Below are 19,092 nucleotides of genomic sequence, written 5' to 3'. Positions count from 1 at the left end.
TCCTATGTGCGCACAAAACCTCGATCATAAACCCAATTTGGTATGGAGCATTTTGCAATCGAAATGCACCCGCTGCAGAAGGGGCGATATGTTTCAATACAAAAATCCGTACAACCTAAAACACACCATGAAGATGCACGAAAGCTGCCCCGTTTGCGGCCAGCCGCTTGACATGGAACCGGGGTTTTACTACGGCACCAACATGATCAGTTATGTGCTGGCAGTGCTGTTCAGCGTGCTCACTTTTACGCTCTGGTGGCTGCTCATCGGGTTTAGCCTGCAGGACAGCCGCTTTTTCTGGTGGATTGGTGTGAATGCTGTTTTGCTGGTGGCACTGCAGCCGCCACTGATGCGCATATCCCGCACCGTGTGGCTCTTATTTTTTGTGCGCTACAGTACCAATTGGCACAAGGGTGATGTGGTGCTGCAATACAACGTAAACAAAGAGCAGCAGAACAACTGGTAGCCGCTACTGTGCACCCTTGCATTCTATTTTTTAATACGGAACACGATGAAAAACTTTTTGAAAATGCTGGCACGTAGCCAGGCCAATTTTGTTCACCTGGCCCGTGTAGCCATCTTTATTGTAATGGTTTGGATTGGTGGGTTAAAAGCGTTTCAATACGAGGCCGATGGCATTGTGCCCTTCGTGGCCAATAGTCCGCTCATGAGTTTTTTTTATGCCAAAAAAGCACCGGAATACAACCAGTATAAAAACCCCGAAGGCAAGACCGTTCAGAAAAATATTGACTGGCACCGGGCAAACGGCACTTATATTTTTTCGTATGGCTTGGGTGCAGTTATTATCATCATTGGCATCATTACGTTGATGGGCATCTGGAATGCAAAACTGGGTGTGATTGGTGGCCTGCTTACGTTTGGTATGTCGGTCGTTACGCTTTCGTTTTTGATCACTACACCCGAAGTATATGTGCCCAATCTGGGCGGCGATTTTCCTACGCCGCAGTACGGCTTTCCATACCTGTCGGGGGCCGGCCGGCTGGTGATCAAAGATGTGATCATGATGGCTGCAGGTTTGATCTGCGCATCTGATTCGGCGCGGCGGTTATTGAAAAGGTATTGATCAAAGCCACATGTGTAAATGATGGTGCAACGGTGTGCAGGATAATGTGCTGCCTATTTCATTGATGGCAGTCATTCAGGCCATTATACTTTACCGGCTCAAGCGATTGCGTTAAATTGTTGGTACTTAACAACAGCGGTATTGTTCCGTAAATAAGATTTCCAGTTGATGCCGCTGTACAACAACCCACACTTGCATGGTCAAAACTCATTTCAATATACAGGGCCTTACCGACGAACAGGTATTGGTGCAACGAAATAAGTTTGGCCGCAACACACAGGAACATCGAAAGGAAAACCGGTTGCTCAACACCGTTAAAAGCCTGGCAAAGGAACCGATGGTAGTGCTCCTGCTGGTTGCCGCTGCCATACACTTTATCAGTGGCGAAATTGGTGATGGTATTTTTCTTGCAGCAGCCATTATCCTGGTGGCCGCCATTTCGCTGTACCAGGATTCGCGGAGCCGCATGGCGCTTGAAAAACTGCAGGCCTTTACACAACCTATGTGCACCGTTATCCGCAACGGCGAGCAGCAAGACATTGTAAGCGCCGACTTAGTAGTGGGCGACAACCTAATTGTTTCGGAGGGCACCGCCATTGCAGCCGATGGCGCCATTATTCAATCCAACGATTTTTCGGTCAACGAGTCCATACTCACCGGCGAATCGTTGCCGGTGGCGAAAGATGCTGCGCAGGAAGACCATTTAGTGTACAAAGGCACTACGGTTGCCAGCGGCTTGGCCATTGTTGAAGTTACGGCCATTGGCGATGCAACGCAACTGGGCAAGATCGGCAAAAGCCTCGAAGAAATTGGTGAAGAAAAAACACCGCTGGAACTGCAGATCAATCATTTTGTACAACGCATGGTGGTAATTGGTGTTGTGGTGTTTTTGGTTGTTTGGGGCATCAATTATTTCCAAAGCCGGCAAGTGCTCGATAGCTTGCTCAAAGCACTCACGCTGGCCATGAGTATTTTGCCCGAAGAAATACCGGTTGCGTTTACCACGTTCATGGCCATTGGTGCCTGGCGGTTGATGAGACTGGGCATTGTGGTGAAGCAAATGAAAACGGTGGAAACACTGGGCAGCGCCACTACCATTTGCGTAGATAAAACCGGCACCATCACCGAAAATAAAATGCGGCTCGCTAAAGTTTTTTCGGTCGAATCCGGAAGGATAGCCGACCCAGAAAAAGAACTGAATGCAGATGAAATAGCTGTAGTTCAATTGGCCATGTGGGCCAGCGAGCCCATACCGTTTGATGCCATGGAACTGGCACTGCACAGCGCCTACGCCAACCTGCCTACGCCCGACCTGCGGCCACAGTTTCAAATGCAGCACGAGTACCCGTTGAGTGGCAAACCACCCATGATGACGCATGTGTTGGGCAATGCTCAAGGGCAGCGCGTCATTGCCGCCAAAGGTGCGCCGGAAGCGCTGCTGGCCGTAAGCAATCCAAATGCCGAATTGCAACAAAAAGTTTCAAATGCCATCAAAACATTGGCAGCGCAGGGCTACCGGGTGCTGGGCGTAGGTCAAAGTTTTTTTGAAGGCGAATACTATCCCGAAAAGCAACAGCAACTGCCTTTTGTATTCAAAGGACTCGTGGCATTTTACGATCCGCCAAAAGCAAATATCGGTGCAGTGCTGAATGATTTTTATACCGCCGGCATTGCCGTAAAAATTATTACCGGCGATAATGCAGCCACCACTGCAGCCATTGCGCAGCAAATAAATTTCAGAGGCCACGAGCATGCACTTACCGGCGATGAGTTGATGCAACTTTCGCAGGATGAGTTGCAACAAAAAGTGGCCAGCACCAATATATTCAGCCGCATGTTTCCCGATGCAAAACTCCGCATCATCAATGCACTAAAGGCCAACCGAGAAATTGTGGCCATGACCGGCGATGGCGTGAACGATGGGCCTGCGTTGAAAGCGGCGCATATTGGCATTGCCATGGGTAAAAAAGGAACCGAAATAGCAAGGCAGGCCGCATCGCTGGTGCTGCTGGAAGATGATCTATCGAAAATGGTGGATGCGGTGGCTATGGGCCGCCGCATTTATACCAACCTCAAAAAGGCCATTCAATACATTATTTCCATACACATCCCCATCATCCTTACGGTGTTTATTCCGTTGGCATTGGGCTGGGTGTATCCCAATATTTTTTCACCGGTGCATATTATTTTTCTTGAGCTGATCATGGGGCCCACCTGCTCTATTGTGTTTGAAAACGAACCGATGGAAGCCAATACTATGACGCAGCCACCGCGGCCATTTACCAATACTTTTTTCAATGCAAAAGAACTAGCCACCAGCATTGTGCAGGGCTTGGCCATTACCGCAGGCACGTTATACGCATACCAGTACGCAGTGGGGCAGGGTTTAGATGAAGCACAAACCCGCACCATGGTATTTACCGTGCTTATTGCCGCCAATATTTTTCTTACACTTGTCAACCGGTCTTTCTATTATTCTGTTGTTACCACGCTGCGCTACCGCAATAACCTGGTGCCGCTGATCATTGGTGGCACCGTGGTGCTTACTGCTTTGTTGCTGCTGGTGCAGCCGCTTACCAACTTCTTTGAATTTGCGCCGTTGAGTAAAAACCAGCTGCTGGTGTGTATCGTTACCGGCTTTATTTCGGTGATTTGGTACGAACTGGTAAAGGGGATCAAGCGCCTGCGGCAACCGAACGGCGTGCAACCGCAAACATCATTTGCAAAAGCCCGCGGATCTGCGCATACAGGTAGCCGTTAGCTCAAATACTTTCTACGAATGCGTACTACCCGCACTTTTACACTGTCGTAAATAAGGGCCACAAGAAGCGTGGCTACCGCCAGCAGCAAAATATAATTGCCTGCAATTGTATAGCCCAGCCCGCCGGCAATGCCGCCTAAGAAAAAGCAGCAAATGATGGTCAGCCGCAACCGGATGGATGCCCACAGTTTTTGTTGCTGTTCGGGTTTTGTATAAAAAAATACCTGCGACAACTCAATGCCCAGGTCGGTGAAGAGGCCGGTAAGATGCGTGGTGCGCACCACTGCATTAGACAAGGATGTTACCAGTGCATTTTGCAGGCCCATGGCAAACAGCAGCAGGCAGGCAATGGCATCGGCATGTTGCAGCACCAGCGCCGGATGCAGCAGCGCCACAAAGGAAAGGATGGTTATTTCAATGGCAACCGGCACTGTATTTACCAGCCGCGCATTTTTGCCTGAAATAAGCTCCACCAACAGGTTGGAGCAAAAAGCGCCCAGGAAAAAAGCAAGGATATAGAGCAGGTAAATGAGTGCCTGTCCAAAATGCTTTTGCGACATTTCATCGGCAAAGAATGCAAAGTGGCCCGTAACGTTGGTGGTAAGCCGCTGCACTGCAAACAAGCCGCTTACATTGACAATGCCTGCCACAAACGACAGCAGGGAAGCCAGTTTCAGGTTGTGCGCCAGGGTTCTGCTTTTGCCTTTGTGCCGAAACATAACTGCTTTTATTAAAGGTAATGGAAGGCGGGTAGCAACAAGTGCAAAGCTACTGCATGCATCAGCCCAACAGCAATACTTGCATCGAGTATATCATGCAAAAAAGAAAAAGCCACCTGTTGCAGGCGGCCTTTGGGTTGTTCCTCATAAAGCAAATAAGATAGCATGCGTTGTTGTTGGCCGGTGCGTTTCATTTACCCAATAACATTGTTGCAATAACATAGTGCAAATGAAACAGGCTTAAAAAAATTCAGGATAGCCCGAAGGCTATCCTGAGGTTGTAGAAGAAAAACACATGAGGCGGTTAGAAGCCAACTACTGCTTCAATTACGTATCCGTTGAATTTGCCACCGTTGCGGAAATCAGCAGGAGCAAAATCTTTGTATTTCTGGTTTACCAGTTCGCCTTTCAGCAGTACGTTGCGGGTAACAAACCAACCAGCGGCAAAAGCAGTGCGGTTGATCGATACGTCGCGGATGGCACCACCAGCAGCCAGCTCAGCGTTTACTTTGTTGTAACGGGCACCTACGTACACGTTTTCTTTAGCACCCAGGCGGTAGATCACATCACCGGCAATCTGGTTCATTTTACGTTCTTTCAGCTCCATTTTGCTGCGGCCTTTTGCCAGTTCGTAAGTACCAAACAGTTCCAGTCCACCAGCTTTTACAAAACCGTTCAACATTGCTGCAGTCATTTTGTTGCTAAAGCCAGGGTTGAAGCGGCCCGAAGAGTACATAGCAGTGTAAGCGGTACCCAGGGGTTTGTTTTCCATTACGTTCTGGTAGTTAGAACCTGCGCGGTCGCCGCTGTACAGGGTCAGGCCACTACCATACTGTCCGCTGTTGTGGTACAAGCTACCGGAAACGCGTACCCGCAGTTTTTCGGCCAGTTGTTTGTCCACACCACCTTTTACATAGATCGACGGGCGGCGGGTAGTTTTGTTGTCGAGGATAGTGCCTTCGGCGTTTTTAGCAGCATATACCGAGTCAACATGTCCTTTGATCATACCGTTGGTAACACCCAGCATACCAAAGAGGCCATTTTTCTGCAGGTACACTTCACCACCAATTTCGGTTGCAAAGGCATCGGCAATCAAACCTTCCATGAAGGGGTTTTGCAGTGCATGGCCACCATCGGAGCGGCGGAAGTGCTGGTCGCCGTAGTTGATTTCCATGTGGCCCACTTTAATGGTAGCCACTTCCATCAGCTTGTTGAAGAATGGTGTGTTGAAAGGCAGTTTATCGAACTGGATGTAACCGCCTTTTACCCAAGCCTCGTTGTGGTGACGGGCAGAAAGATAAGTGGTCACATTCAGGCGGATACCATCAGCCAGTTGCACATCGGTAAACAGGTTGGCCTGGGCGGTCATGAAACCGGGAGTCAGGGGATAAAGCCTGTTGGCGCCGGCGCCGGTGTTGTTGAGGGCTGTGTTTTTGTGCTCGATGTTTTGATACTGTTGTGTAAAGCCAGCACCGAAGCGGATGCGGAGGCCTTCAAACGGAATGGTATCAGCTTTCTTAGAGGTTTCAAAAGTGTTGATGCCGCGTTGGTCGTAAGGATTCCAGTAAGAAGGACGTCCATAAAATTCGCGGTCTTGTGCATTGGCAGCGGTTACACTTCCCAGCAGGGCGGCGGCCAAGGCTATGCGGGAGATTTGATTGAGTTTCATAAAAAATGTTTTAGCAGATGTGTTTTTAATTGGTGCGTGTCCGGTTCGTGTTATATTATTTCAAGGTTACATTGAAGTTGATCGCGATGTCGTCGCCGGTGGTTACCGAGCCAAACATGAAGGAGGGTGGCTCCACTTTATAATCGGTCATTTTCAATTTTTTGATGCCAGTGATCGACAAGGTTTTGTCGGGGTTCACTTTGAGGGTTGCTACCAGGTCAGTTTCGCGGCTGGTGCCTGCAATGGTCATTTTGCCAGTGCATTTAACCGTGTAAGTGTTGGCGCCGGAAGGTGCTACAGTAGCATTGGTAGAGGTAAACGAAATGTTGCGTGCCGATGAAGTTTTCAGCGCTTTGTAAGCGTTTTTGTCCATGGCGCCTTTGCCGCTTTTCAGGCTTTCGGCAGGGATGGAAAAAGAAAGCGTTGCAAGATCAACCAGGCCGCCGGTAGCGTTGGTGGCAAAGCTGGCTTCAATGGCAGTTTGTTTCGAAGTCATTTCCCAATCGTGCATGGTAGAAGTGCCTTTTACAGTAATGTTGCCGGCTGCAGCAGTAAACTTAGACTGGGCCATAGTGAGCAGCGGAGCAAGGAATAAAACAGCGAGTATTAATTTGGGTGAGGTGAAGAACTTTTTCATGGTATTATGTTTTTCTATGACACAAAGATGGTCTGCTGAAATCCGCCCCACTGTGAGTTGCGTCAAAACATGCGGTGATTTAAAACATATCACCGGGTAGCTTTAATTGTTTCGGGCAATGACAAAACCGCGCTGGCGCAGCCTTGCCGCCTTTTTACATCATTACTAATGTGTTGTGGTTAAAGCATTTGGCCGCCAATAGCATACAATACCAGAAAATAATAGCGGGAAATAGAAAAAGCCCGGCGGTATGCCGGGCTCTAAAAAGTTGTCTTTTATAAGTAAATGGTGTGGCGCCTTATGGCTGTGCGCTGTGCGGCTCGCTCCACAGCCTGAAAAAATAGCGCAGCAACAATAAAAAGGAAATAAAAGCAATAGCATAAAAAACAAAATGATACCACAGCCAGCCATTTGCTACCAGCGCCAGCTTAAAATAAAAACCTGCAGTAGCCACACAAAACATCCACAACAGCCCCATGCTGAAGGTGGACAGGATTTTTAGGAAATAGCGTTTTACCTCGGGGTCCATGGTTTATTATTTTAGCACTTAAAACAACAATCAGCTGCAAGTAAAAGTTGGTATGCTATTACAAAGAATACTCAATAACTGAAGAGCATAATGCTATGGTCTAAGCACTCTTCAATTGGTCGATTTTTATTTAGTACTTCAAGTTAGTGCAATGCGCTCATTTACTAAGTGCTTGATTCAAGAAGTCGCCTGCGATAACCGAATCATTTTTATAGATTGTAAAATCCTCAATTTTATTCAGTGCAATATTCACACTGTCTCCAAACTGCAAATATTTCACTTTGATCGCGTCATTGCCAAGGGTGCCGAATGCTGTATCCTTTAGTATCGAATAAACGTCAACCCACATATGTTCCGTTCCGTTTTCGTCGGTGAAGCTTGCTTTTATATAAAAGTCAAGGCTGTCGTGCCTTTGGCTAAAAATGCTTGTAAATGTTGCCAGTTCAGCTTGTGCCTTGCTAACAGAATAAAGGTAAGCTTGGTCTGTTGTACGAATAGCTCTGGTATTACTGTCTCGTTCCCATTTATATTCAGTAGCTGCACTCCTGTCCTCGCAAGAAAACAATAATCCTAAAATCAAAATAAATAGCAGTGTCTTTTTCATCGGACTAAAGGGGTTATATAAATTAAACCTCACCATCCGGTTTTCTGGTATAGCCATTTACGGTATCAATAAAGAACGGAAAGCCACCGAGTCGCCGTTGAACACATTGAAGTCCACCCGGCTGCGGATGCCGTTTACCCGGCCTTTTTCGCTGTGCTGCCACATTACCCAGCTGCGGCTGATGCGGGGCTGGTGCGCCTCCAGGTAGTGAGCCACCCACAGCGGGTACGCATCAAAAAAGCCCTGCAGGTAATTTTTATAAAAATCCACGTTGGTATAAATAATGGGCTTTACACCGGTGGCCCCTTCCACGGCATCGAGCCATGCGGCCACTTGTTTGCGCAGCTCAAAAGCCACCACGCCGTTGGTGGTTTCCACATCCAGCACGGGCGGCAGGTCGCCGGTGGTAAACTTTACCTGTTTCAGAAAATTCTCCGCCTGCTTTTTTCCATCGCGGGTAGCAATAAAAAAATGGTAGGCACCGCGGGTAATGCCGGCTTCCTTGCTTTTGCGCCAGTTGCGTTTAAACTGCGGGTCTACGCGGCTGGTGCCTTCGGTGGCTTTGATGATGGCAAAAGAAAGTTTTACATCCTGCACCTGCATATCCCGCACGGCCGTCCAGTTGATGCGTTCTTGGTACCGCGATACATCGATGCCGTGAATGGAATAGCGGGCCGGAAGGGCAATGCCAAACTCGGGGTAGCGCACAAACTGTATATCGCGGGTGCTGCGCCACTGCCAAAACACCCACGCCAAAAAGCCCAAGGCGGCAAGCGCCATGAGCAGGGCAAAAATGGGCACCAAGCGGTTGTTCTTACGCTTTTTGGGGGGCATGGGTGCAATACTACGTTGAATATCGAACAGACGAACAAGGAACAGGCGAACAGAGGAAGTGGGGGAAGAATATCGAACAAGGAACAAGGAATATTGAATGCCGAAGGGGAACAGCCAATGGTTGAGGAATAATGAATGATGAATTGATTTGCTGGTTAGTCGAAAGGTAAAATTCATTTCCCCCCAACAAGGAAAGCCATCATAAAGTAAAATGTGGGCGTAGCCCACACCTGTTGGTAGTAATAGTTTTAACCGGTACATTAATTTGGGCGTAGACCAAACCTGCGCTTTAAATTATTTTAGGAATAAACATCCGTTTACAGGGTTGATCTACGATCAACCGGTAAATTGAAATAATGATTGTAGTGCTACCAACGGCCTTGGACTACGCCCAAGAATACTATGCTGTAATAGTTCACCGCACCGCAACCCAATAATTAATAATTCATAATCAATAATTCATCATTCCCCTTCGTCATTCAACTGTTCCTTGTTCGACATTCTTTCCCCGCGCTTCGTTGCACAATCGCTAAAATAGACCAAAATCAGGCGGGGGTACATGGCGGCGGCTGTACTTTTGCGGCATGAAAACGTCCCGTTCTTCCCGCCCGGTAGCGGTATGGCTCCTGGTTGGTGTGTTCATGATCATGGTGCAAATTGTATTGGGCGGCATTACCCGCCTTACCGGTTCGGGGCTGTCCATTACCGAGTGGGACGTAATTACCGGCACGCTGCCGCCGCTCAACGAAACGCAGTGGCTGGCCGAATTTGACAAATACCGCCAAACGCCGCAGTTCCGCCTGCTCAATTTCGACTTTGGCCTGGGCGATTTTAAATTCATTTATTTCTGGGAGTGGTTCCATCGCCTTTGGGCCCGCCTCATTGGGGTGGTGTTTGCCATTCCGTTCCTTATATTTTTAGCGCAGCGCCGTTTTAGTAAGGAAATGGTGCGGCCGCTGGTGGTGCTGTTTATATTGGGTGCGCTGCAAGGTGCCGTGGGTTGGATCATGGTAGCATCGGGCCTCACCGGCGATGCGGTGTATGTAAAGCCCACGCGGCTGGCAGCCCATTTTGTGCTGGCGCTGGTGCTGCTGTTTTATACATTTTGGGCTGCGCTAAAATTGCTGGTGCCGCAGCGCCAACTGGTGGTTGCGCCCAGGCTGAAAAATTTTACCGTTGCCATTATTGCATTGTTGTTTGTGCAACTCGTATACGGTGCACTCATGGCCGGGCACAAAGCCGCTTCGGCTGCACCCACCTGGCCCGATATCAACGGCAGCTTCATACCCGATTATATTTTCATCAACCCGCACGGCCTCATTGGTTTTATCGACGATCCCATCATGGTGCATTTTGTGCACCGTAGCCTGGCTTACCTGTTGGTGGCCCTCATCGTTGCATGGACGGTGCAGGCATGGAAGCAACGGGCCACGCCACTGTTTGCAACGGTGCGCTGGCTGCCACTAATTTTTGCATTGCTGCAAACCACGTTGGGCGTGCTTACAGTGCTCACCAGCATCGGCATCAGTGCGGGTAAATGGAACGCTTTTGAATGGATGGCGCAACTGCACCAGGTTGTTTCGTTTTTCCTGCTGATGTCGCTGGCAATGGCGGCTTATGTGCTGCGCAAAAAACCGGTTGCTGCTGTTGGTGGTCTGGCCACTCCAAGTGGCCTGACCACCAACAGCGCGGTGCCGCAGCAACACACATTTTAACTTTCCTGTTTTCATTGATACTTACCCCTTGGCCCGGCATTTTGTAGTAAATTAGAAGTAACTACAAGCCGCCACCCATGGACTATCTCAGAGGTATATTTTACTCACTTCCGGTGCAACTGGTGTTTTTGCATTTTCGTAAATACCAGTTGCTGCTTATTTTCTGGCTCATACTTTTTGCAACGGTTGGCGGCAGCTTTTTAAAAATGATGGGCGCCGATGCGCTGTTTTTAGCACCCGAATATTTGGGCGATGTAAATGCACTCAGCGCCGGCATCATGGGCATGTCCATTGGTGTGTTCATCATGTGCTGGAACATCACCACATTCATCCTGTTCAGCAGGCATGTGCCTTTCCTTGCGGCAACGCAATATCCTTTTTTTAAATACTGCATCAACAACAGCATCATACCAGTTGCCTTTATCATTTATTACCTCGTTAAAACCATCTTGTTTTTACACCACAAAGAGCTGGTACACTGGGTGGAGATCCTGTTTATATCTGTGGGTTTTATTACCGGCCTGTTGCTCACTCTTGCCTTATCTTTTTTTTATTTTTTTGGTGCTGATAAATCCATCCTGCGCCGGTTGCAACCGCTGTTCAAAAGTGCTACAGAATTAGTATCACAACTGCAACCCGAAACCGCACCCAAAACAAACGCACTGATCCGGCCCGAATGGTTTCTTACCTCCTTCAATTCGGTACGCCGCTGCCGCGATGTATCGCACTACTCCGAGGAGTTGATGAGCAAGATTTTTAAGCGGCATCATTTCGCTGCAGTGGTGTCGATCATGGCCACCATTTGTTTTTTGATCGTCATTGGTTTTTTCCTAGAGTATGCGCTGTTTCAATTGCCTGCGGGTGCATCCATCACGCTGCTGTTTGCCGTAATGATCGGTGCCACCGGTGCCATTGCTTATTTTTTTCAAAGCTGGAGTGTGCCCGTGTTGTTGCTGCTCCTTTTGGGATTAAATGCGCTGTATAAAAACGATATCATTGATCCGCGCAATAAAGCATATGGCCTCAGTTATAACAACGAAGAGGAGTGGCCCGAATACGGCCGCGAATGCCTCGACTCGATGGCCAGCTCGCAGCACCGCGAAGCGGATTACCGCAATATGGAAACGGTGCTGAACAACTGGAAGGTGCGGCAGGGCGAAGAAAAGCCACTGTTGGTGCTGATTGCTACCAGCGGTGGTGGCAACCGCAGCGCCACATTTACCATGAACACGTTGCGCGGGCTGGACTCGGTAACCGGCGGCCGCATCATGCGCAATACGGTGCTGATATCAGGTGCTTCGGGCGGCATGATTGGTGCCGCTTATTTCAGGGAATTGTACCGGCAGAAATTGCGTGGCGCTCCTATCAATTTGCAAAGCCGCCGCTATGTAGAGAACATTTCCAAGGACCTGCTCAACCCGATATTTTCATCGTTGGTGGCCCGCGATGTATTTGCTCCGGCACAGTACTTCAACATCGGTCCCTACCGCTACATCAAAGACCGTGGTTTTGCATTTGAAAACAAGTTGAACCAAAACACCGGGGGCATTCTTAACCGCCAGTTGCGCGACTATATTAAAGACGAACATGAGGCCGTGATACCGATGATGTTTTTTCATTCGCTCATCAACCGCGATGCAAAAAAGTTCATCATCAGTACACAGCCGGTGCGTTTTATGATGCAGCCAGTAGGCGATAGTGTTGCAGCCGGCAATGTCGATGTAGTGGACTTTGTACAGTTTTTTTCAGGGCAGGATCCATACAGTTTACGCATGCTTACGGCATTGCGCATGAACGCCACTTTTCCCATTGTGATGCCATCAGTTTGGCTACCGTCGAAGCCGGTAGTAGATATTATGGATGGCGGTTTGCGCGATAATTTTGGCGTGGAAAACAGCCTGCGTTTTTTAACGGCGATGAACAATTGGATAAAAGAAAATACGCGTGGTGTGTTGCTCATTCAAATACGCGACCGGCAGGCCGGCGGATGGGAAGATCCGTTGGAGTTAAAAGGTTTTGCCGATCATACCATCAAGCCCATTGTGCTGCTGCAGCATAACTGGAGCGATATGATGGAGTATTTTCAAAACGACATGTATTCGTATTTCGTAGCAGGCAATGGTTTTCCCATCAACCGCGTCGTATTTCAATACGTATCGGATGCAACAAAAGAAAAAGCAGCCCTTAGTTTTCACCTGACGCGCAGCGAAAAAAAGAACATTGAGGAAGCGCTGCATGCGCCGGTAAACCGTGCGGGTTTTAAAACAGTAAAGGCGTTGTTTGGAGCAGCGTCAAACGTGCAAGGTGAAACGTCAATGGGGAGTGGTGAATAGTGGGCGTGAAACGTGAAACGTGAATGGGCAATAGTGGATGGTGAATAAAAATTTATTCAAACGCATGCAGCATATCGTTATCAATCCACCACTAAACTTCGTGCTACTTTTACCCTTTGTGTCTTCGTGGTTCAACAAATCTCCCCCCTCACGTTTGACGTTTCACGACATTCACTATTACCCATTCACCATTTACGCCCTTCGCCTCCCTCACGGATAAATCAACTGAAAAGCCCCCGGGATCACTTCTACATCCAGCACCGAGGCGGTTTCGGCAGGGTCGCCGTCAATATGCAGCGGTGCACTACCGGTGTTGTGTATGCGCAGTTTATCCGTTTGAAAATACAGCACACTGGCATCGGCGCTGATTTGCTCCACGCTTTGCAGTTGGGTACGGCCACTGATCTGTAGCAAGGTTTGCAGCAACACACTCCACTTGCTTTGCCGCAGCATGATTACCACATCCAGCAAACCATCGTGCAGTGAGGCACGGGGCGCAATGGTAAACTGGTTACCAAACTGGTTGCTGTTGGCAATGGAAATAAAATACGCATCAAACTGCAGGCTGCTTTGCCCATGCTCCAACTCAAACGGGTAAGTGCTGCAACTCCAAAAACCTGCAATGATCTTTTGCACATACGTGGTGAGGCCGCGTTTGCCGGCATTGGCAAAATCGTGGGCCACCTGCGCATCAAAGCCCAGCCCGCTGAGCATGCAGGCAAAACGACCAGCAATATAGAATGCATCGGTTAGCTGCGGCGTGCCGCTAACAATTACATCCAGCGCTGTGGGCAGGTTGCGCGATATGCCGGCACTCAGGGCCAGCCCATTGCCCGAGCCCATGGGCAGCAGCCCAAACGGCAGGCCGTGGTGGCGCATGCCCTGCACCACGCTGTTGATGGTGCCGTCGCCGCCGCAAATAATGATTTCGGAATAGTTGCTGATCTCGTTGTCCAGGTAGCTGTAATCGCCGGAGGCCACCGTGGGGCGGATTGCATAAGAAAGACCGGCGGCTTCCATTTTTTGCCGGATCAGCTCCTGCAGGCCTGCTTTGCTGGCTGTGCCGGAAATAGGGTTGATGAGAAAAAGAAGGTGGCGCGGCATGCGGTAAGTTAATGCGCAATATTAGGAAAATGCGTTTGCGCTTGTGCGGCCGGTTTCGGACCAGCAATTACCCCGTCATTGCGAGGCGCATTGGTCACCCCGTATTCAAACGAACTTATGCGCCGAAGCAATCTCCTCCCGAAACAGACTTCATTTTAAATGATTGACGACATTTCTTATTAACGCAGGAGATTGCTTCGGCGCACAAAATTTATTTTGGAATGGAGTTTATTCGGCGCCTCGAAATGACGGTAAAGGGCGCACTAAGCACAATTGCTCCGTCATGCAACAAAGGGAATGATTGTAGTTTTGTTTTCGAAAATGTGTTTTTGCCGCATGCATAAAATGAACGATTCTTAATAAGATACGCCAGTTAAACAGGACGCTATAGCTTCACCCCAAACCCTCAAATGAGCACCACCGGTAAATACCTGATCATTATTGGCGCGGTCATCATTATTGTCGGGCTGCTGTTTTACCTGCTCGGCGATAAACTCAATTTCCTCGGCCGCCTGCCCGGCGATATCCGGGTGGAACGCGACAATTTTCGCTTTTATTTCCCCATTACCACCATGATCCTGCTGAGCCTGCTTCTTTCTCTGGTGCTGCAACTCATTAAAAAGTTTTTGTAAACTCCGCCACCGCGGCCGTTTCCCGGCCGGAAACGCCTACCTTTGCGAACTCTTTAAAACAAGCAGCGAGTTTTAAGCTACGAGTCGTGGGAAAAGCTTTTCTCGTAGCTCATAACTCAAATCTCGCAGCTCTACTCTACTTATGGACATCAGAAACATTGCAATCATTGCTCACGTTGACCACGGAAAAACCACCCTCGTCGACCGTATCCTCCACACTACAAAAGTGTTTCGCGACAACCAGGAAACCGGCGACCTGATCATGGACAACAACGACCTGGAGCGGGAACGCGGCATCACCATTTTTTCGAAAAATGCGGCCGTAACCTATAAAGGCGTAAAAATAAACGTAATTGACACCCCGGGCCACGCCGACTTTGGCGGCGAAGTGGAGCGGGTGCTGAAAATGGCCGACGGCGTGATCCTGCTGGTGGATGCCTTTGAAGGCCCCATGCCCCAAACCCGTTTTGTACTGCAAAAAGCACTGGCCCTTGGCCTGAAGCCGATTGTAGTGATCAATAAAGTGGATAAGCCTAACTGCCGCCCCGACGAAGTACACGACGCGGTGTTTGAGCTGTTCTTTAACCTCGACGCCTCTGAGGAGCAACTGGATTTCCCAACCTTCTACGGTTCGGGCAAAAACGGCTGGTTCAACAGCAGCCTGGAGCAGTCGGAAGATATTACTCCGCTGATGGACGGTATTTTGCAATACGTACCAGAGCCTAAAATTGCCGAAGGTGCACTGCAACTGCAGGTAACTTCGCTGGATTACTCTTCTTTCCTCGGCCGTATTGCCATTGGTAAAGTGGCCCGCGGTTCCATTAAAGAAGGCCAGTCCATCATGCTCCTGCAGGCCGACGGTAGCAGCCGCCGCCAGCGGGTAAAAGAGCTGTATGTTTTTGAAGGCATGGGCAAAAAGAAAATTTCGGAAGTATTTGCCGGCGACCTGTGCGCCGTTGTGGGTATTGAAGATTTCAACATTGGCGATACCATTGCCGATGCCGATAACCCCGAAGCACTGCCCGTAATTTCGGTGGATGAGCCTACCATGAACATGATGTTCTCCATCAACAACTCGCCGTTTTTTGGTAAAGACGGTAAGTTTGTTACCTCTCGCCACCTGCGCGACCGCTTGGTGAAAGAAACCGAAAAGAACCTGGCCCTCCGCGTGGTAGACACCGACAGCGCCGACTCGTTCCTGGTTTATGGCCGCGGTATCCTGCACCTGGGTGTACTGGTTGAAACCATGCGCCGTGAAGGCTACGAGCTGACCATTGGCCAGCCGCAGGTAATCGTAAAAGAAATCAACGGTGTAAAAAGCGAGCCGTTTGAAACCCTGGTGGTAGATGTGCCGCAGGAATACGCTTCGAAAGTAATTGACCTGGTTACCCGCCGCAAGGGCGAAATGCATGTGATGGAAACCAAGGGCGACATGCAGCACCTGGAGTTTGAAATTCCTTCGCGTGGCCTGCTGGGTTTGCGTACGCAAATGCTGACCAACACCGCCGGCGAAGCCGTGATGAACCACCGCTTTAACGAGTACAAGCCCTGGAAAGGACCCATCCCCGGCCGCAACAACGGTGTGATGATTGCCAAAGAAGCCGGTACTACTACCGCTTACTCCATCGACAAGCTGTTGGATCGTGGTTTCTTCTTTGTTGATCCGGGCGAAGAGGTGTACAAAGGCATGATCATTGGCGAAAGCAACAAGCCTGGCGACATGGTGGTAAACCCCAACGAAGGCAAGAAGCTGACCAACATGCGTGCCTCCGGCTCCGATGGTACCGTAAGCCTGCCGCCCAAGCGCCAGCTGTCGCTGGAAGAGTGTATGGAATACATTCAGCAGGATGAGTGCATTGAAGTAACCCCCAACTTTATCCGGATGCGCAAAGTGATGCTGGACGAAAACGACCGCATCCGCGCCGCCAAGCAAATGAAGTCGGAAGCGATTTAAATAGCCGAATAATTTATAGTAAAGCCGCCGGGTTATCCGGCGGCTTTTTTTGTGCCAGACCATTTTATCAGATACTTACCAAAGGTTTTGTTAGCATAATATATCTGCACCATTCATATTAATAGGTTACCTTACAGGTATTCTCCCAAAGTTCGTGGTGCACATTCCAACCCACTTCCTACCCGGTTTCCATTGTTGCAGCAACTTTCTCTGAATACTATTACCAATAAATAAGATACATCCCGGTAAAATGCCGTGTGGATACAGGCGCCGAAATTCTTTTTGTCAAAAAAAGCGGGTGCCTGCTGAATAATAGTTTAAAAAATACATTATGAAAAAGATCATGTACGCAATCTTTCTTTTTGCCCTGACGCTTACAGGCACCACAGCGTTTGCACAGGTATATAAAACGATAGAAGATACCGCTAAACTAAACAAAGAGTTTACTGAAGTAAGCAACGATATTGCTACCCTTACGGCAAAACTTACTGTAGCACAAAACAACATGCCGGGTTATCGCGCTAAAGCCAACTCTGCTGATGCAAACGCGCAGGATGCAGCCATTTCCAGCAGCAACCAAGCCGACAAAGCCACCACCAAGGGCGGAGTAAAAGAAGCCCGCAAGGCAAAACGTGAGGCCAAAAAATCTTATCGCGAGGCAAAGGATGCACGATCGGCCAACAAGGACATCGGCGACCAGGATGATAAGATTGCTTCACTCAAAGGCCAGCTGGCCAAAAAGCAAGAGCGGCTGGACCAACTAACAGCTATGCGCACTGCTATTGGTGTGCAGTATCCGCAGCAGTGATCGGCAAATTAATAAACGCAATCCTTGCCAGTAATGCTGATTGGACTGCATCACTTTTTACCGCACCACTCATCTTGTTTTAAAAAAGAGGTGTTATAAAATATTAACCATGTCAGAGGTACAACCGCAGGGCCTGAACGATGCACTAATCAAGCATTTGGGTTTGAAGCCAGCCAGCAAATCCATCAACGCACAGATTGCACCCAACGCCAGGGTATTTGAATATCCGGCTATGGACAATGTGTACCTGATGGAAAGCGACCTGTATGGCAATGAAATGCCGGAGGGCTCCCTGTTTCTTGCCTTTGATGGGCATTCGGGCATGGCAGGCAAACATATTAAGATTGAAACATTGCAAAACAGTAGTGTGGAAGATGTCCGTAAAATGGTAGCCGACAACGATTCTGGTTGAATAATGCGATGAATATTTGTAGCAGGCCGCCATTTATAAAGCAACAGGTAAACCCCTGTTGCTTTTTTTGTGCAGGCTATTATAAGGGTTGATTGCAGCTTAGTTGTTGCTGCTCCTTTACACTCCACTTTAAACAATGCTGCAAAATATCCGGTGTGCAATTCCGTTTATCATGGGCTGCCTTTGGCCGCAACTTTGCATTTTTACACTCATGACCCGTATGATCGCCATTATTGCCCTCTTTGTACAGCTCGTATCCTGCCAGGAACTGGATCGTTTTATACCCAAATACAAGACCACCGATACCACCGAACGGCCCCGCACTTACTCCTACGCCTGCCTCGACAGCGCAGTGAGCGGCAACCGCGTAAACCGCACCCTGGGCCGGGCCGGCGACCTGATCCGCGATATTGCGGTGAACGAAGACAGGATTACCGACGAAGTGCAAAGCGAATACGGGGCAACCTTTCACCAGCAAATGGTGGTGGAGCAAAAAGAATTTGTGTTGCTGAAAGATGCCGCGGTGCAAAGCCGGCTGCAAACGGCCCTCAACAAGCTGCTTGCGGTGCGAACCCGCCCTTCCAAAATCGACTATCATATTTATGCGCTGAAAGACACGGCCATCAACGCTTTTACATTCGGCGGCCGCATTTATGTAACGCAGGGCATGCTGCGCAAAATAGGCAACAACACACCGCTGCTGTACGCCATCGTTGGCCACGAAATTGGCCACTCCGAGGAAGGCCACATTAAAAAAACCATCCAGGACCTGCAACTCACCAACAACATTTTTGGAGAAGCCAACGCCGGTTTTGCCTTGCAGGTAATGAAGCTGATCACCGCGTCGTTTAACCAAAAAAACGAACTGGAAGCCGACTACTACGGCGTGGAGCTTACCCACAAGTTGCAGCAGGAAGTTTGTTCGGCCGTAAAGTTTTGGCGCGAAATGGCCAGCAATGAAAACCGCTACAGCCAGGTGGAGGATTTTTTCCGCACCCACCCGTTTTCGGGGCTGCGGGCCCAGTGCCTTGAAGACCATATCATGGCCAACTTTGGCACCTCCTGCGGCGAAAACCGAAAAGGTGTACTACCGCAGGTGGAAGAAAAACCAGTTTTGAAATAAAGGCAAAAGGAAAAAGTAAAAAGTCAAAAATGAGTAACCCCGTTTTGGCTTTTTACTTTTGAATTATTTGTAGGCAAATACCACTCGTCGCTTTTCCTCCCGCAGTTCATCATCCAAAATCCGCAACCCATGCTCTTTGGGCTGTTCACTGGCCCCGTTGGTTGGTAATCTTGT

At 49.1% G+C, this 19,092-nt stretch carries 18 protein-coding genes; 10 read left to right on the top strand and 8 right to left on the bottom strand.

Going from position 1 to position 19,092, the window contains the following annotated elements:
* Window positions 1-4 precede the first annotated feature (4 nt).
* From EPD17_RS02030 to EPD17_RS02020, 3 genes are all read left to right on the top strand, one after another.
* Window positions 5-466: a DUF983 domain-containing protein gene (locus tag EPD17_RS02030; RefSeq protein ID WP_132051331.1), complete on the top strand. Its 462-nt coding sequence runs from the start codon at window positions 5-7 to the stop codon at window positions 464-466.
* 45 nt (window positions 467-511) lie between these two features.
* Window positions 512-1,084: a DUF417 family protein gene (locus tag EPD17_RS02025; protein ID WP_132051330.1), complete on the top strand. Its 573-nt coding sequence runs from the start codon at window positions 512-514 to the stop codon at window positions 1,082-1,084.
* Between the two features lie 196 nt (window positions 1,085-1,280).
* Window positions 1,281-3,845 (top strand): cation-translocating P-type ATPase, encoded by a 2,565-nt coding sequence (locus tag EPD17_RS02020; RefSeq protein WP_132051328.1) that lies wholly within the window; start codon window positions 1,281-1,283, stop codon window positions 3,843-3,845.
* Here EPD17_RS02020 and EPD17_RS02015 read toward each other — a convergent pair.
* The 7 genes from EPD17_RS02015 to EPD17_RS01985 form a co-directional block, all read right to left on the bottom strand.
* The gene (locus EPD17_RS02015; RefSeq protein ID WP_132051326.1) at window positions 3,842-4,564 is read right to left on the bottom strand and encodes a YoaK family protein; all 723 of its coding nucleotides are present in this window, start codon (window positions 4,562-4,564) and stop codon (window positions 3,842-3,844) included. The two genes, EPD17_RS02020 and EPD17_RS02015, sit on opposite strands and share 4 nt — an antisense overlap.
* Window positions 4,565-4,575: 11 nt before the next feature.
* Window positions 4,576-4,758: a hypothetical protein gene (locus EPD17_RS02010; RefSeq protein ID WP_132051324.1), complete on the bottom strand. Its 183-nt coding sequence runs from the start codon at window positions 4,756-4,758 to the stop codon at window positions 4,576-4,578.
* A gap of 110 nt (window positions 4,759-4,868) precedes the next feature.
* Complete coding sequence (locus EPD17_RS02005) at window positions 4,869-6,233, bottom strand: hypothetical protein (RefSeq protein WP_132051322.1); 1,365 nt, start codon at window positions 6,231-6,233, stop codon at window positions 4,869-4,871.
* 55 nt (window positions 6,234-6,288) lie between these two features.
* Window positions 6,289-6,870: a YceI family protein gene (locus EPD17_RS02000; RefSeq protein ID WP_132051320.1), complete on the bottom strand. Its 582-nt coding sequence runs from the start codon at window positions 6,868-6,870 to the stop codon at window positions 6,289-6,291.
* Window positions 6,871-7,168: 298 nt separating this feature from the next.
* Window positions 7,169-7,399, bottom strand: a complete 231-nt coding sequence (locus EPD17_RS01995) for a hypothetical protein (protein ID WP_132051318.1) — start codon at window positions 7,397-7,399, stop codon at window positions 7,169-7,171.
* A 157-nt stretch (window positions 7,400-7,556) separates the two neighbouring features.
* Window positions 7,557-8,003 carry a DUF2314 domain-containing protein gene (locus EPD17_RS01990; RefSeq protein ID WP_165929493.1) on the bottom strand — a complete coding sequence of 149 codons (447 nt, stop codon included), beginning with the start codon at window positions 8,001-8,003 and terminating at the stop codon, window positions 7,557-7,559.
* Between the two features lie 57 nt (window positions 8,004-8,060).
* Complete coding sequence (locus EPD17_RS01985) at window positions 8,061-8,837, bottom strand: glycoside hydrolase family 25 protein (RefSeq protein WP_114234508.1); 777 nt, start codon at window positions 8,835-8,837, stop codon at window positions 8,061-8,063.
* Between the two features lie 584 nt (window positions 8,838-9,421).
* Here EPD17_RS01985 and EPD17_RS01980 point away from each other — a divergent pair.
* Together EPD17_RS01980 and EPD17_RS01975 are read left to right on the top strand one after the other, a co-directional pair.
* Complete coding sequence (locus tag EPD17_RS01980) at window positions 9,422-10,552, top strand: COX15/CtaA family protein (protein WP_132051314.1); 1,131 nt, start codon at window positions 9,422-9,424, stop codon at window positions 10,550-10,552.
* A gap of 77 nt (window positions 10,553-10,629) precedes the next feature.
* Entirely contained in the window at window positions 10,630-12,885 is a 2,256-nt protein-coding gene (locus EPD17_RS01975) for a patatin-like phospholipase family protein (RefSeq protein WP_132051312.1), read from the top strand.
* A gap of 210 nt (window positions 12,886-13,095) precedes the next feature.
* Here EPD17_RS01975 and EPD17_RS01970 read toward each other — a convergent pair whose 3' ends face one another.
* A complete protein-coding gene (locus tag EPD17_RS01970) occupies window positions 13,096-13,989 on the bottom strand; it encodes a diacylglycerol/lipid kinase family protein (protein WP_132051310.1) in 894 nt (297 codons plus the stop codon).
* 410 nt (window positions 13,990-14,399) lie between these two features.
* Between EPD17_RS01970 and EPD17_RS01965 the strand changes: the two genes are divergently transcribed.
* The 5 genes from EPD17_RS01965 (at window position 14,400) to EPD17_RS01945 (ending at window position 18,918) form a co-directional block, all read left to right on the top strand.
* The gene (locus EPD17_RS01965) at window positions 14,400-14,621 is read left to right on the top strand and encodes a DUF2905 domain-containing protein (RefSeq protein WP_114234504.1); all 222 of its coding nucleotides are present in this window, start codon (window positions 14,400-14,402) and stop codon (window positions 14,619-14,621) included.
* Between the two features lie 142 nt (window positions 14,622-14,763).
* Window positions 14,764-16,575, top strand: coding sequence for a translational GTPase TypA (gene typA, locus EPD17_RS01960; RefSeq protein ID WP_114234503.1), 1,812 nt, complete (start codon window positions 14,764-14,766; stop codon window positions 16,573-16,575).
* 331 nt (window positions 16,576-16,906) lie between these two features.
* Window positions 16,907-17,383 carry a hypothetical protein gene (locus tag EPD17_RS01955; RefSeq protein WP_114234502.1) on the top strand — a complete coding sequence of 159 codons (477 nt, stop codon included), beginning with the start codon at window positions 16,907-16,909 and terminating at the stop codon, window positions 17,381-17,383.
* Between the two features lie 109 nt (window positions 17,384-17,492).
* Window positions 17,493-17,795, top strand: coding sequence for a hypothetical protein (locus EPD17_RS01950; RefSeq protein WP_114234501.1), 303 nt, complete (start codon window positions 17,493-17,495; stop codon window positions 17,793-17,795).
* Between the two features lie 211 nt (window positions 17,796-18,006).
* The gene (locus tag EPD17_RS01945; protein WP_165929492.1) at window positions 18,007-18,918 is read left to right on the top strand and encodes a M48 family metallopeptidase; all 912 of its coding nucleotides are present in this window, start codon (window positions 18,007-18,009) and stop codon (window positions 18,916-18,918) included.
* Window positions 18,919-19,092: the final 174 nt, after the last annotated feature.

Origin of the sequence: Pseudocnuella soli, from assembly GCF_004347775.1 — a bacterium.
Taxonomy (GTDB): Bacteria; Bacteroidota; Bacteroidia; order Chitinophagales; family Chitinophagaceae; genus Flavisolibacter; species Flavisolibacter aquaticus.
This window is presented reverse-complemented; position numbering and strand designations above follow the sequence as displayed.